Raw genomic sequence first — 15,514 nt, forward strand, 5'->3', positions numbered from 1 at the left:
GTGAATGTCCTAACTTATCATTCGGCCAAGAAACAAATTATCTTTATGGCGCTATACTTCGTAATTACAGGAATAGTAATTCGTTTAATTGGATATTCGTTGCAAGGCAGCCTTTCTGCTTTTACACAAGCTGGCATCGGAAATTTACTTTCGGGAAATTTATCATTAGGTGATATGTTCCACTTTGACTTTAGCTTTGATACGAGTCAATTTGATGGATTTAGTTTTAATATGTGGATTGTTTTTATAAAAGACAAGATTCATAGTATTATAAATGATTTATTGCCTACTACATTAGGAGCAATTAATATGCTTATGATGGGCAAATACTTAACGGTAGAGCGTGCTATTAAATTAGGCATTAGGTTGTATTAAAAAATAAATAATTGGTAGAAAAAGAGACGTGATTTTTTAATTGCGTCTCTTTTTTATATACAAAAATAAAAATTGAGAGGATGTAGTAAATATGTTAGATCAAAATACGGATCGTAGTTGGTGGATGATTGGTGCAGTTTCTGTTGGTGGTGTTTTGTTAGGAGCAATCCTAATCGCTTATCCTGAAATTTTACAATCAGTAATTGATTTGTTTAAGCAAAAACTGGCTGCTGCATCAAAATAACTCTTTTAAATGTGGATGTTTAACCATTATCCAACAAATTAGGGGGAGTAAGCTCTCCCTTTATTTGCTTGGAAAGGAGTGAAAGAAGTGAAAGAACATCCTTTCATCCTAGTGATAATCGTTTTAGGGATTTTCTTAGTTTCCATAGGTGGTTATTACTATAGAGAGAATTTTGCTACTGATTCAGTCACACAAGGAGTTACAGAGACAGTTCGAGCGAGTGTAATTTCGAATGTAGATAATAGCTCTCGTGTGCAAAGTGGAGAGCTGTTTATTGTAAAGAGTGATTTTGAAAAGGATTTTAAAAAACGTATTGAGTCAAATAAGCTTGTGAAAATCAGTAACGATGCAACATATGAATTTAAGTACCGAGATAATAAGAATGGCTCTACTAAAGCAATTCGAGCCATTATCCATGACGGAGATCAAACGTATCAAGCAACTTATAAAGTAAGTATTGCAACATCCTAGCAGAAAGGAGAATTGTATGTTAGAAGCGTTTAAGAACGTAGCAGTAAAAAAGAAAAAAGACAGTAAATTTAACGATTTTAGCTCTGTGAATTTTCAAAAATCTTTAGAAACAATAAGAAATGATTTGAAAAACAGTAAAGCGGAATTAGTTATTGATGCCATGTTAAAAGAAGAAGCAAGACAAAAAATCAAAGATATTATTAAAGAGAAATATGCAGCTCATTTCATGGATTTTCCAGAAGATAAATTGGTTGAGGTTTATGAGTATGTGGTATCTGAAATTGTTGGAACAGGTGTTATAGAAAGGTTAATTAATGAACGTCCTGATATTACTGATATATCATATAACTCAAGTCACTTAATTGTAGAATCTAGTGATTATAAAGAAATTCATAGAGACACTGATCATCAAATTACGGAACAGTATATAACACGAGTAATACAGAAATTTGCTCATGCAGTGGGAAAAGAGTTTGCTCCTAAATCACCTATTTTTGATGGTGTTTATGACTCTGTACGTATTAATGCGGTTCATCACCAAAATACAACAGGGAATTCTACAATGTCATTAAGGATTGTTCGTCCGAGATTGGCATTACATGAAGGAAACTTTGAAACATTTGCTCCTACGTTCATGCTTGAATTCTTTAGAATTCTCATGGAAACCCGAAATAACATTGTGATTTCAGGAGAAACAGGGACAGGGAAAACCGAGTTTTTGAAGCTTTTGTTCTCATATATCCGATTTGAACATAAGGCAATTATGATTGAAGATGTTCCTGAAACGCATGTAAAAAAACTATTTCCTGATAAAGATGTGTTTAGTTGGTTAACGGGACATGGGGTTACTGTTACAGATCTTATAGAAGCTGCATTGCGAAATAATCCACGCTGGATAATGATTTCAGAATTACGTGGTAAAGAAGCATATGAGATGATTCAAGCGGTGTTCTCAGGACATCATATTGTTACTTCTTTACACTCTGTAGATGCAGAAACTTCTCCAAAACGACTTGTTAATATGTCAAAGATGGGATACCAATTTGATGAAAAATCTCTAGAAGAGGATATTTTGCGCTATTTTAATTTTGGATGCCATATTAAGCGATTGGTAGTAAAAACAACTAAACAAGGGAATGTACAGATTAATAGAGTTATTCGTTATCTAGCAAAGGTTGTGGAATATTCGCCAGAAGGTAACAGAATGGTATTTGAACAAAAATATAAAAATGGTAAATTTACTTATTCAACAGGAAATCTATCTGATCAATTTTATGAAAAGTTAGCGGAAAATGATATGAATTATAAACTTCCTGATTTTAAGGATGAAGTAGCCGTTAAAAAGGATTTAATCATTAGTAGATAAAAAATGGAAAACTCCGAGAAAGGAGGTAAAGGTTTGAAAATCTCTACTTTTAATGCAAAAACAAGAAAAAAGAAATTTGTGAATGCCGAAGAAATTAATGCATTCAAGGTAGCATATGGGAAACCCTTAAACAAAAAGGATTATATGAGATATGCAGCTATTCCAGGTCTAGTTACAGGGGTATTTTCTTTTCTCTTACTTTATATATGGTGGCTCTCATTAATTTTAGGATTGATGGGGGCACTATACGGATTGAAAGTGCTAATGCCTAATATTATTAAAAGGGCATATGAGCGTGATTCATTTAGGGAAAGAAATAAATTTGTCAATAATATGACCTCTCTCTTATCGAATGAAAATCAAACATTATTAATCTCCTTAAAACGAGCGATTAAGCGTGCAAATGGGGAGTTGAGGGAAGATTTAAATATATTAATGGCAAATATTATTGGGGCGGATCAAACACAGGTGATTCATGCTTTTAAACAACTGTCCAATAAATATCGAGAAGATATTACATTTGATCAGTATTTAGAACAACTTGAAACATGTGTTTTAGAGGGGAGAACAAACCTGGAGACATTGAAAGATATTAAAACTCATCACAATGAAACGAAAGAAAAAAAGGATGACTATGCAAGAAAGAAAGAGGGCCATATGAAAGATATGAAAACTCTTTGTTTTATTATAGTAGTGTTCATCTTGGCAATTACTGTTTCTTTTGGTGTTAATACGTATATAACAGCATTTGCAAGACACCCTATTGGCTGGGTTACGGGTGGTATTTATATGAGTACAATATTTTTCTTCTTTAAATCCTTTACTGCATACTTTTTCGATGATTCGATAATGGAGGTCAAAGTATGAAGATAGTAACAGCTAAAAGTAGTAAAAAAAATCGTTACAATCGATTACTGGCGGAAGAAGATTTATATAGCATGTTAGAAGAAATGGGAAATACAAAGGCAATGATTGATAAATTTCAAAAGAGACGATTGTTACAATCATTTGTTATGTGTATTTTCGGATTGCTATTAGGTTTGTTTCTCTCCAGTTGGTGCTACCTCATAGCAATTGGTCTACCAATTTTCTTGTATCGTTCTAAATATACACACGTTAATAAGGTATATAGTGCTTTTAAATTTGAAAGACATTTAAATTTTTCTAAATTCACTAGATTATTAATGCCTTACTTGAAAGAGGCGGGTGAATCAGTGAGTCTATATCAAGTTTTTCGTAAAATACTTAATCGTATGGAAAAGCCAGTAGATAAAAATTCGTTAGCTAAATTAATGTCGGAAATGACAGACAAACCAAATGATATTCAGCCATTCACCGATTATGCTATGCGTTCAAGTGGTAGCGATATGTCAATAAACTTTATGCAACTTGTTTATGATTTTCAACAAAATTCATCAGATACAAACGTTATTAATGAGTTAGGACAAATAGCAAGTGCTGAGTTACAAAGAGCAATCGATGAAATTATCGCTTTTAAGTTAAGACGATTTAATTTCTTCCCTACGAAAATGGTAATGAGTTCTTTCATATTAGTAGTAGGGTTTGCAGCAGCGGTATTGGTATATCACCTATCATCAATTAATCTCTCATAAATAATAGGGGAGGGTGAAATGAAAATGAGTGGGTGTAAAATATGTTAGATGGTTCAATTATGACAATTGTAAAATGGTTTGTAGGGTTAATGTTAATCATGCTGATGGTTGCAGTAACCCTTTTCGGCATTCAATTGAACGATGTAAATTCTTATAAACAACAGGTGAATTATCAAATAGAACGACATGGTGGATTAACAAAAGAATCTATTCAGAATTTGAAGGAATATAGTGATCGTCAATACAAAGGAGCTTTTACTATAAAAAGTGAGCAACTAAATAAAAAAGTTAATTACGGTGACGTTGTTGATTATCAGGTAATAGCAAATTTGAAAATCATACTTTTTAATTTACCTGATGTGAAGATGGAATTTCATGGATCTGCAATCTCGCAAGTACGCTAGAGAGTAGGTGTTTGAGAAATGCTAGAAAATAATACTTTTCGCTTAATAGTTCTTATGGGGGGAGTAATCACACTTATTGCGATTATAACAATATGTTTAGATGAAAAGCCTAATATGGAAGGTTTATTCCATCATTTTATTTCTCAAAAAAACACAAAGTATTAAGTAAAGGAGTCAATTAGATATGGCTAGGAAAGTTGGTAAAAATGAAAAAACACCATTGCAGAATGCAGCAGCGGTGCTTTTAAAGAAACAAGGAACGATATATGAGGAATGGTCTCAAAAGATTGTAAGTGACAATTGCTTATCTCTACTTCAAGGGGGAAATCCTGAGTGGAGAAATAAGATGTTAGAAGGAGCTGCGATGGATCTCATCGCAGCTTCTGTTGTTGAAGAGGAAAAAAAGAACAAAACACAAAGTCAATCGGATGCACAACCGAAACCTAATCATTTAACTCAAAATAATCAATCACATAAATAAGAAAGTGGGAATTTAAAATGGATCTATTCAATATTTTTGCTATCAAATTATTAACTTACAATGATTTCTTTGATTCTGTAAGTAATGCATTAACATCTTGGTCTGGAAAGTTACAAGGACTTGGTATAGCAGTTATTATTTTCTGTGTATGTATTATTGCTTTCATGTTCATGTTCGGCGAAGGGCCAAGCCGTACAGCGAAAAAATGGCTACTTTACATTGTTGTTGGTGGTGTTCTTTTATGGGGAGCAGGAACTTTCGCAAGTACAGTTCAAGGCGTTACAGCTGGTTTCTAAGAAACACACTGAAAGAGAAGCTTACTAATTGTGGGCTTCTCTTTTGTTTTAAAAAAATTCTATATTTGAAATGAGGTTAAGAGAGTGTATATTGTAGAGTTTTTACAAAAAGAACAATCAAAAGCTTTCAAAAAGTTTTTAAGGAAGAATAAAGCAGGGAACGGAAAACAACTAGGGTTAAAGGCAGCAGAAGAGTTAATTCAAAGATATATTGAACAAAATCAACAATCTGATCAAGTGCTACTGTTATTGCAAGATGTTGAGAATGAAAAGGCATATGAATTTGAATTACCGGTACAAGTAGGAAGTGAATTTTCTTTACTCAATGCTATTTCAAAAGACCTTGAAAAAGGAACAGATTATAACTTAGGAATGGAAATCAAACAAGGTATATATGAAAGTTACAGAGCTGAAGAAGGTGGAGCAGTTATAGAACATGAGGAAGGAGCACCTAAAAAGAAAAAAGGTGGCTTGTTCGCTAAATTGTTTGGAAAAAAGGAAGAAGTACCACATGGTGATAATGAAGTGAAAAAAGAGTTTGCAGGTGTAGAGGAAAATCCTTTTGAAGAAATGCCTATGCATGAATTGAAAAGTAGGGGAACACATCATTTTGAGGATGAAGATATTCAGGGGCTACAAGAACACGCTGCTGCTTTAGATGAAAAAGAAGATGATGATCCATTTACAATTGAAGAAGAAGAACAAGATGAATTACCCGCAGGAGTGAACTTGGAAAAAGTGGCTGAAGAACTACCATTTCCTACAAATGAAGTTGATTCAGTTCAAAGTATAGAAGAAGAGCTATTTAGTAACGGTTCAGACGTTCAGAAAACAAATCAAGAGCCTGTAATTGAAGCTCAGAACCAAGGTGTAACATTCCCTGATTATGAAGAATATCTGAACCTTAGTGAAGTTGAGACAAAGCAAGAAAGATATGATTCACGATTTACTATCAAGCACTTACTAAGTCGGTTTGGTATGAGTGAGGAAGCAACTACAGGGCTTGAAAAGAAAAAAATGCAATATGTAAAAAACGTGTTAAGTGGAAAAGATTTTTTGCTGATTCAAGATAAATATTACCAAGAAGTAAATAATTTGAGAGATGAAATCCGTTTGGCTCTTGAAAATATTTATAAAGAAGTCATGATGCGTGATTATCAAAAAGAAGCTGAAGAAAGGCTGCAAGACATTTTTGAACAAGGTTTCCAAACAAGGTTAGCAGAGTTAAATGAGTTTGAGAACAAAGAAATGCAAGAAATGCAAAAAAAATTATCTGTATTTACTGAAAAACAAAGATTAGCATTAGAGTCTTTTAAATTGCAGCAAGAAGCAGAATTTACGGCATATCAAACAGAATTAGAAGGGCGTAAGAATACGTTAGTAAGTGCGTGTGAAGAAGAATTAAAGAAAGAAAATGAAATTGAAAAGAGAAAAGCAACTTTAGAGAAAGTGTATGAGTTGAAAGTAGAAGGCAAAAAAGAACTGATCAATAAAAAGAACGAGTATTTATCTGATTCTATAGAAATGACAGAACAGATTATGAACGCTGCCAATGAACAACAAGAAGTGGGGTTTGCGGTTTTAGAGGATAAAATGAAGCAGTTAATCCCTGAATGGAAAGAAGAAATTCAAGCAGAGCACGATAAAGAAATGAAAGAACGTCAATTAAAAATAGAAGAAGAAAAGAACAGAATTGAAGTAGAAGCACTAAACTTACAACAAAGAAAAGAGGAAGCGAAAGAGGTAAGGAGCACCGATAGAGAACAGAAGCTATTGAATATCATAGAAGATTTAAAAGAAAAGTTATTAAAAGCTCATGCTAACCCAGAACAACAGCCACTACAACAACCAGTGATGATGTATCCGCAACCTGTACAACAGCCAGTATATATGTATCAACAGCCAGTACAACAAGCTCCAATACAGCCACAACAACCTGTAATGCAACAACAAACAAAAACGTCTACAAAAAAACGGAGAACATTTTTAGCTAGACTAATGGACTCTGAGTAAGTGGTTAATAAGGAGGGAATGCGAAAATGACACTATTAAAATTCAAGCGGAATAAGTACCTTCATCATAATTACAATATTGATGGTGAAGACCTGCCACAAGAAAAGAATAGGATAAATAAAAAAGCACTCGCAATTTCTTCACTTGCGGTGCTTTTTCCTTTAGGTGGACTAAATTTTGTAGCAGGTACGTACTACGCCATTGTAAATGAATTATCAAAAACGGTTGAAAAGCCAACTATTTTTGATGTATTTGGTACGGATTGGGAGAAAGGTATTTCAATTAAAAATGTTTTTCTTCCTGTTCTGCCTACAAATATGTACTTGTTTGGCTTATTAGCTTCTACGGTGATGGGTTTTTTGGTGTATTCAAAGGTTAATTATCGAAGTGACGAAAATGTAGCTTATGGTCAAAAGGGGGATAGCCGTTTTACTACAATTGAAGAAATTCAAGAACAGTATAGAGAAATTCCCGAAAAGACGGAAATGTTTGAGGGGTATGGCGGTGTTCCTGTATCACATTATAAGAACAAATATTATGTCGATACAGATACAGTCAATACAGCAATACTAGGGGTTTCTCGTTCAGGTAAAGGGGAAACGATTGTCGTACCAATGATTGATAATTTGAGTAGAGCAAAAAATCAATCAAGTATGGTTGTAAATGATCCGAAAGGAGGCGCGACACGTTCCTAAGTGAAAAGCTTAGGCACTGTCGAACTCAACAGTTCAGCAGTGAACTGTCATTTTGAGAAGTCAAATGAAGGAGTAACGTCTGGAAGGGCTTCCCTTAATCCTCCGACATGCAGGAAAGTAAGCAAGTACTGAACTGTGTGAAGCTCGGTGAAGTCGGTTGAAGGTTACCGTAAATTAGTATCTCTAATACGAAAGCTATTCAGCGGTGGATGGTGTAACTGATAGACCGGAGGTCTATAAAACACTCAAGGTTAGGATGCGCGATGAACTAGAGGCGATCGCTAGTAAGCGCAGACGAATCCCTGATGGTACGGGTCTATATCGGGAGGGAATCGAAAGGTTCTCTGACACAAATAAGTGTCGCTACTGTGGGTGAGTAAAACTCTCCTTTATGAAAGCCCATATATCGTTACAGGCGTTATTAAGGTAGCAGGCTCATAGGGGAAACCTAAAAGTGTATGTACAGATAAGAATGACGGAACGTGGTAAGCTGCCGACATGGAGGGCTTGTTCTCTTTGAAGTGTTGCCAAGGAAAGTCACAATGAGATTAGTTGTCGATATAACTTGGTTTAACGGCAGTGAAAGTGGTGGCACAGTACCGATGAAACGTGTAATGAACGTGGAGGGATAGCCACTAGTCGATTGAAGATTGAAGGTTACTATTGGTTAACATGGTTTCGAGTAAGACTAAGAGATGTAATGCTCCAAAGTAATAAGGAGGTTACAGCCCATGTTAAAGAAAACCAAGCTAAGACATAACGAATATTATGATACACAAAAAAAAGTGTATGACAATTTATACTCGAACAGTCTTAACGGTAACAATTTCTTTCAATTGGAAACGATGGAACGCCGTATGCCCGGAAACGGGCGCGTACGGTGTGAAGTGGGGGAAAAGCTGGAGATAATCTCAAAGGCTTACCTATCACTATAATTGTATAGTGCATCTAAAGAGACATTAGAAAAACGTGGGTATGATGTTCAAGTTTTGAATATCTCAGAACCCTTACAAGGAATGTCGTATAACCCGTTACAGTTAGTCATTGATGCATGGGTGAATGGCGATGACCAAGAAGCGGCTAAACGAGCGAATACATTAACATTCTCTCTTTATAACAACCCAAATGCTGGTGATAATGCATTCTTTAATACATCTGCACAAAATGCGATTAACGGTATTATTCTCGCTATCGTGGACTATTGTGTGAAGAATAACTGTATTGAAAAGATTACAATGCACAATGTATCTCAAATGCTAAATGAATTAGGTACTTTTTATTATAAAGAGAAGCCTGATGATTTTACCGAAAAGAGCGCATTAGATGAATATTTTAAGAGTCTACCGCAAGGTAATGTCGCAAAGATGCAGTATGGATCAACTAGCTTTGCAGGAGAAAAAGCAAAGGGGTCTATTCTAGCAACAGCCAATCAAGGGTTACAAACTTTTGCGGATAAAATGTTTGCAAAAATGACTTCGAAATCAAGCTTGGATTTAAAACAAGTAGGTTTTCCTAAAAATCTATTTTTTCAGTTGGATGAACGATTTTTGAATAAGCGTGTAACGGTATCTTTTCATAAGAATAACCAAGAAAAAACGGAAATTTTAAGCTATGAAATTAAGGTGAAAGCCTTAGGTATGTGCAACATGAACTTTGATGAATCCCTAGAAGATGGGGATTTATTACTAATTCGTTATCAAGATGTAGAAAACCAAAAAAAGAAGTACAGATTATTTTATAGCTTACAGTTTGAAAAACTGCTAGATGAAAAGGGGCAAGTTGTTTATCAAAAGAAAGAGGGATGCGAACATAAACCTGAGTATCAGCGTCAAGTCACACTGATTTTAAAAGCTAATACTTTTCCTTTACAACCGAAAGCGAAGTTATCGTATTCCAATAAGCCTACAGCTGTATTTATGATCGTCCCCGACTACGATAAGTCGAATCACGCACTAGCAAGTATTTTTGTTAAGCAGCTGTATACAGAGCTATCGATGAATTGTAATGATACAAAGGGTAAAAAGTGTTATAGGCGTGTCCATTTCTTACTAGATGAGTTTGGTAATATGCCACCTATTGATGATATGGGTGGGGTATTAACGGTTTGTGCTGGGCGTAATATGCTGTTTAATTTGGTGCTTCAGTCATACTCGCAAATTGAGAAACTATATGATAAGCAAGCGAAAGAAATCAAACAAAACTGTCAAAATCATCTTTATATTATGTCGACAGATCCTGAAACAATTGAAGAAATTTCAAAACGTGCTGGACATGAAACTATTATTGGAAAATCTTCCAATGAAAGTCACTTGGATACAGATAACAAGGTAACGAAAAGTGCAGACCAACAACGTATCATCTCTCCAGATAGATTATCACAATTTCTTGAGGGAGAAACTTTAGTTATTCGTGCATTGCATAGACAAGATTTAAATAGGAAAAAAGTGCGACCATATCCGATTTTTAATACACAAGGAATGACAATGCCTTTTCGTTGGCAATTTCTATCGAGCTTGTTTGATACTTCAAATGATTTAAATGATATTGATATTCCTTCCTTACATACAGGATTAGATTTAACAGAGCTATACCTAAACTTCTTGGATTTTATATTAAATCCAGTTGCGAAAAAGGAATATATTAAAAAGCAACAAGCTAATCCTGTAGTGAAAAAAGAGCAAACAGATATTAATGAAGCGATTAAATCGCTCATTGGTCTTGTGAAAGAGAAAAGAAATAGAAACGACACTGAAGATATTCAGAAACGACTTGTACAAATGCTATTAGATTATGCAAAACATACCATCGTTCCAAAGACGGAAGAAGTGAAGTTTTTAAAAGAACATTCTTCAGATGATGAAATCAAGATGTATTTAGAAAAAATATTGGACATGTTGGTAGAGTAATTGATTTGAAATCAAGCAGAAAGGTAGAAAAGTAATGGCTACTATGAAAATAAAAGAATGGATGTTACGTAGTAAAAAATCTTTAGTTCTAGGGATTTTAGCAGTCGCAATGCTATTTGGAAGTTTCACGTTCACACCGATTGCGTATGCTTTTGATTGGTACAAATTTCTTGGTCTGAAAGATGTGGATACAGAAAAAGCAATTGTCTTTTTAAAAAATGAGTGGATACAATATGCTGATTTTTTAGGTTCTATTTGGCAAACAATTCAAGGAGGGATAATAAAGACATTACTCTATATCGTATCAGCGCTAGAAGGACTAATTCCTGACACTTTTTCTTTTTTTGATGTGCTAAAAGATGCAGGATTAAATGACTTTGCATCATCTATTATAAAGGGTTTATTCTATGCCTTATTCGTATTAGTTGTCGTATGGTTAGGGATTAGAACAATTATTCAGCATAAGCCCCCACGTTTTAAATCAGTAGGAGTTAACATTATTGTAATGATTGGCTTACTAGGTGGATTAAATGAGTTGATGGCGGATATGCAGAAGATATCCACTGATTTCTTTTCGGAAACGACAAACACTAGTAAAACAAAAGATGGATTGGCTTGGGATTTAGTCAAGCAGAATACAGCTGATCTGATTTATTTAAGTAAAACAGGATTCGATCCAATACGAGGGAAAAAGGAAAATGAACCAGCAATTTCATCTACAGATAATAAACCGAAAAATGGAATGGGAAAGGAAGTCTTCCTTCAAGCAAATTTGGGGGATATAGTGACACCAGAGTCTATAGAAGATTTATCAAAGCAGGATGGAATTCCTGAAGAAACGAAATTTTTATCTTATAAAATTACAAATGATGGGGATAAAGAAGTAATAGAAGAAATAAAGAATAGTGTGTTTAATCCATTTAAGGATAAATTTCCAGGGGGCTATGTTCGTTATCCAATGAACTTCGGGACTATATTTTTGGGGTTATTAGCTCTAGGAGTTGCTTATTTATTTACAGTTTTCGTATTTGTGATGACGATATTTGAAATTGCCATGAAGAAAATTATTGCGCCAATTGTATTCGTTACAGATATTGAAACGGGCGAAAAAACAAAAATGGTAATGCAGGATATCTTTAAAGGGTTCTTAATATTTGCCTTTACAGGTTTAAATTTAAGATTCTATACAATTATCGTTAACTATTTAGCAGAGAAAAACATCAATGCGTTTTTATATATCGTAGCAATGGTTTGTTTAACTGTCGCATTAATTAAAGGATCAGAATCTATTTTAAAATACTTTGGTGTTGATGTTGGATTAAAAGAAGGAAAGAATCACTTAATGGGTATGGTTGGCGGAGCTATGGCAGCGAAAGGAGCTGTGAAGGGCGTTGGTCGTATGTTTAGTGGTGCGAAGAACCTAATGAGTGGTGGAAGTGGACAAACACGAGAGGATACGCCTAAACGCTCTGAAATGGACTCGAATCATGAGAGTGCTGATCTACATGGAGAACAAAAGAATAATGCTAAAGGCGGCGGTATGCAAGCGAAGAAATTTGCTAGAAATACGGGCGCTGCGTTGAGTTATGCTACTAATCGTGGAGTTGGCGGCATGATGAATGATGCAGGAAATAAAGTGGCTGAGACTGTTGGTGGCGCTGTTGATAAAGGGAAAGAAAAAGTATCAGGCGTTGCGAAAGGCGTATCGGACGGTGTGAAAGGTACTGTAAGTGAATTTAAGAGTGGTCAAGAGCAAGGTAAAGAAAAGGCACAAGAAAATGCTGATCGTCAAACACTAAATACAATAGGTAAAGGTATTCAAAATAATGCAAATGCAGGTATAGAGCCATCTGCTAGCCCTAAGATGGCTAATCGTTCGAATGTAGCTTCTATTTCAAATGAAGGGCAGCAAGGCAATGTAAAAGGCGAAAGACAAACAGCGGAACGAGAAATCGAATTACAAAACAAACTAAGAAATACAGGAAGAGAAGAATCACAGCAAGGCAATGTAAAAGGCGAAAGACAAACAGCAGAACGAGAAATCGAATTACAAAACAAACTAAGAAATACAGGAAGAGAAGAATCACAGCAAGGCAATGTAAAAGGCGAAAGACAAACAGCAGAACGAGAAATCGAATTACAAAACAAACTAAGAAATACAGGAAGAGAAGAATCACAGCAAGGCAATGTGAAAGGCGAAAGACAAACAGCAGAACGAGAAATCGAATTACAAAACAAACTAAGAAATACAGGAAGAGAAGAAGGACAGCAAGGCAATGTGAAAGGCGAAAGACAGACAGCAGAACGAGAAATCGAATTACAAAACAAACTAAGAAATACAGGAAGAGAAGAAGGACAGCAAGGCAATGTAAAAGGCGAAAGACAAATAGCAGAGCGAGAGATTGAGCTACAAAATAAATTAAGAAATACCGGAGGTACTGAAGCATCGCAAGGAAATATAAAATCAGGGACACAAACAGTACAGCGTGATGTGAACGTTCAAGATACATTAAGAAATACAGGTGGAACAGGAACAATCAATAGTGATGCAAAAGCAGGTGTAGCAACAGTACAACGTGATGTAAATGTACAAAACAATGTAAGAGGAAGTGAAGCGGTAAATAACGATGTAAAAGCAGGCTCAACCACGGTACAACGAGATGTGAATGTACAAAACAATATAAGAGGAAATGAAGCGGTAGAGCATACTGCAAGGGCAGGAGCAGCAACAGTACAACGTGATGTAAATGTACAAAACAATGTAAGAGGAAGTGAAGCGGTAAATAACGATGTAAAAGCAGGCTCAACCACGGTACAACGAGATGTGAATGTACAAAACAATATAAGAGGAAATGAAGCGGTAGAGCATACTGCAAGGGCAGGAGCAGCAACAGTACAACGTGATGTAAATGTACAAAACAATGTAAGAGGAAGTGAAGCGGTAAATAACGATGTAAAAGCAGGCTCAACCACGGTACAACGAGATGTGAATGTACAAAACAATATAAGAGGAAATGAAGCGGTAGAGCATACTGCAAGGGCAGGAGCAGCAACAGTACAGCGAGATGTAAATGTACAAAACAATGTAAGAGGAAGTGAAGCGGTAAATAACGATGTAAAAGCAGGCTCAACCACGGTACAACGAGATGTGAATGTACAAAACAATATAAGAGGAAATGAAGCGGTAGAGCATACTGCAAGGGCAGGAGCAGCAACAGTACAACGAGATGTAAATGTACAAAATAATGTAAGAGGAAATGAAGCGGTAGAGCATACTGCAAGGGCAGGAGCAGCAACAGTACAGCGAGATGTAAATGTACAAGATAATGTAGTAGAAAGAACAAAATCAGGATTAAGACAAAGAGGAAGTAAACATAATCGGACAGATCAATTACGTAGAAAATGAGATTAGGAGGGTTAGCTGTGAAAGTAATTGATATTGCGAATCAAAGAAGAATTTACTTTGAGATGAAACAGCGAGAATCACAGGCGAGTATCTTAATAATAATAGCGGGATTGTTTGCTGCCGTCGCTATAATGGTTTTTCAAATAAGTTTTGAATTAGATCATTTATATCATTACATTGTTATTTTTTCCTTTCTAACTTATTTTTCTCTCCATCTGTACTCGAAAAACAAGTCATCAAAAAATAGAGAGAAAGCAAAAGGGATTTTAAGATGAATAACTGGATATTTGCTATCTTGATGTTAGGAGTTGCGATTGTGTTAAGCATGATCGCAACTTTTTTTAAACAGATTTTTAGAGTGCTAAGGCGAAAGAAGAAAAAAGATCCTAAGTTGGTTACAGTAATGAACGCTGAGTATGTAAATCAAGATTTTTTTGGGGGGAATTTTAATGAAAGAGTTTCTAATAGAAATACTAAATAATCAATTTGTAATGCAAATTATCTTTACAACAACACTTTCATTTGTAGTATATATGATATGTTTTATTGCCTATAATGGAGGGTTTTGGAGAGATATGCAATTAGATGCTTCAGAGCATATCTTTCTTGAGCTTGATCCTTTACTGCGCATTATAGTAAAACCTGCCTTATTAAGTTGGCTAATATATGACAAGCCCTTTATTAAGCAATGGTTTTTATGGTCTTTAGATCATACTTTAGTGAAATGGATTATTGGGATTTTATTTGTATTAATTGTGGGGGTATGGATTTTACAAATAGCAATGTGGGTATATTGCTTTGTAAGAGAAACTATTTACGCAATTATACGTTGGAAAAGAAAACAAAGGATAGCATTTACAACACAGGAAGAAGAAATATTTGATTTTTGTGTAGACAAATTTCCGAGTTATACAGAAAAATATTTAGCTAATGAATTAACTGATTCTGTAGAAGCAAAGGAGATAATTTATAAGTCATTTTTATGCTTGCACATTTTGAATCCTAAAGGTTTGCGTAATTATTATGGTTTGCGTGTTTATGAATATGATATTAAAGATTATCCTGAGGAACATCCAGTTAAACAATATTATGCTAAGTTTGAAAAGTATCCACTTTTTATAAAGGAACGTATGGAAAACGATAGTAAAATGTTTAAAACTATGAACCTATATATTAAAAGTACGATAAGAGAGTATAAGTCTTGTAACAATAAGGGGGAAAAATAAAATTTATAACGTAATAAG

15 protein-coding genes and 2 pseudogenes are annotated in these 15,514 nt (G+C 34.8%); all 17 read left to right on the forward strand.

Translation table 11 applies throughout. From position 1 onward, the window contains the following. The 17 genes and pseudogenes from ACXKY9_RS28375 to ACXKY9_RS28455 all read left to right on the forward strand — a co-directional run bounded on the left by ACXKY9_RS28375 (position 1) and on the right by ACXKY9_RS28455 (position 15,496). Positions 1–375: a hypothetical protein gene (locus ACXKY9_RS28375; RefSeq protein WP_016097494.1), complete on the forward strand. Its 375-nt coding sequence runs from the start codon at positions 1–3 to the stop codon at positions 373–375. A 91-nt stretch (positions 376–466) separates the two neighbouring features. Beyond that, positions 467–619, forward strand: a complete 153-nt coding sequence (locus ACXKY9_RS28380; RefSeq protein ID WP_016097493.1) for a hypothetical protein — start codon at positions 467–469, stop codon at positions 617–619. 87 nt (positions 620–706) lie between these two features. Beyond that, on the forward strand, positions 707–1,090 hold the full coding sequence (locus tag ACXKY9_RS28385; RefSeq protein ID WP_016097492.1) for a hypothetical protein: 384 nt from the start codon (positions 707–709) through the stop codon (positions 1,088–1,090). 16 nt (positions 1,091–1,106) lie between these two features. Further along, positions 1,107–2,456, forward strand: a complete 1,350-nt coding sequence (locus ACXKY9_RS28390) for a CpaF/VirB11 family protein (RefSeq protein ID WP_016097491.1) — start codon at positions 1,107–1,109, stop codon at positions 2,454–2,456. Positions 2,457–2,489: 33 nt separating this feature from the next. Next, positions 2,490–3,323 (forward strand): hypothetical protein, encoded by an 834-nt coding sequence (locus tag ACXKY9_RS28395; protein ID WP_016097490.1) that lies wholly within the window; start codon positions 2,490–2,492, stop codon positions 3,321–3,323. Further along, complete coding sequence (locus ACXKY9_RS28400; protein ID WP_016097489.1) at positions 3,320–4,069, forward strand: hypothetical protein; 750 nt, start codon at positions 3,320–3,322, stop codon at positions 4,067–4,069. Before ACXKY9_RS28395 ends, ACXKY9_RS28400 begins: the two co-directional genes overlap by 4 nt. 41 nt (positions 4,070–4,110) lie before the next feature. Beyond that, complete coding sequence (locus tag ACXKY9_RS28405; protein ID WP_016097488.1) at positions 4,111–4,473, forward strand: hypothetical protein; 363 nt, start codon at positions 4,111–4,113, stop codon at positions 4,471–4,473. Positions 4,474–4,491: 18 nt separating this feature from the next. Further along, on the forward strand, positions 4,492–4,638 hold the full coding sequence (locus ACXKY9_RS28410) for a hypothetical protein (RefSeq protein ID WP_016097487.1): 147 nt from the start codon (positions 4,492–4,494) through the stop codon (positions 4,636–4,638). A gap of 19 nt (positions 4,639–4,657) precedes the next feature. Beyond that, complete coding sequence (locus tag ACXKY9_RS28415; protein ID WP_016097486.1) at positions 4,658–4,954, forward strand: hypothetical protein; 297 nt, start codon at positions 4,658–4,660, stop codon at positions 4,952–4,954. A 17-nt stretch (positions 4,955–4,971) separates the two neighbouring features. Further along, entirely contained in the window at positions 4,972–5,250 is a 279-nt protein-coding gene (locus ACXKY9_RS28420; protein WP_016097485.1) for a TrbC/VirB2 family protein, read from the forward strand. 84 nt (positions 5,251–5,334) lie between these two features. Continuing rightward, a complete protein-coding gene (locus tag ACXKY9_RS28425) occupies positions 5,335–7,263 on the forward strand; it encodes a coiled-coil domain-containing protein (protein WP_016097484.1) in 1,929 nt (642 codons plus the stop codon). Positions 7,264–7,289: 26 nt separating this feature from the next. Beyond that, positions 7,290–7,940 (forward strand): annotated as a pseudogene (locus ACXKY9_RS28430) (type IV secretory system conjugative DNA transfer family protein); the annotation flags it as partial. Between the two features lie 953 nt (positions 7,941–8,893). Beyond that, positions 8,894–10,864, forward strand: a pseudogene (locus ACXKY9_RS28435) (VirD4-like conjugal transfer protein, CD1115 family); the annotation flags it as partial. A 34-nt stretch (positions 10,865–10,898) separates the two neighbouring features. Further along, a complete protein-coding gene (locus tag ACXKY9_RS28440; RefSeq protein WP_047225425.1) occupies positions 10,899–14,270 on the forward strand; it encodes a pLS20_p028 family conjugation system transmembrane protein in 3,372 nt (1,123 codons plus the stop codon). Next, entirely contained in the window at positions 14,267–14,545 is a 279-nt protein-coding gene (locus tag ACXKY9_RS28445) for a hypothetical protein (protein ID WP_016097298.1), read from the forward strand. Before ACXKY9_RS28440 ends, ACXKY9_RS28445 begins: the two co-directional genes overlap by 4 nt. Beyond that, a complete protein-coding gene (locus ACXKY9_RS28450; RefSeq protein WP_016097299.1) occupies positions 14,542–14,751 on the forward strand; it encodes a hypothetical protein in 210 nt (69 codons plus the stop codon). The genes ACXKY9_RS28445 and ACXKY9_RS28450 overlap by 4 nt, the downstream gene beginning before the upstream one ends. Then, positions 14,720–15,496 (forward strand): hypothetical protein, encoded by a 777-nt coding sequence (locus ACXKY9_RS28455; RefSeq protein ID WP_016097300.1) that lies wholly within the window; start codon positions 14,720–14,722, stop codon positions 15,494–15,496. Before ACXKY9_RS28450 ends, ACXKY9_RS28455 begins: the two co-directional genes overlap by 32 nt. Positions 15,497–15,514 lie beyond the last annotated feature (18 nt).

The sequence above is a fragment of the Bacillus sp. 2175 genome, from assembly GCF_057812155.1.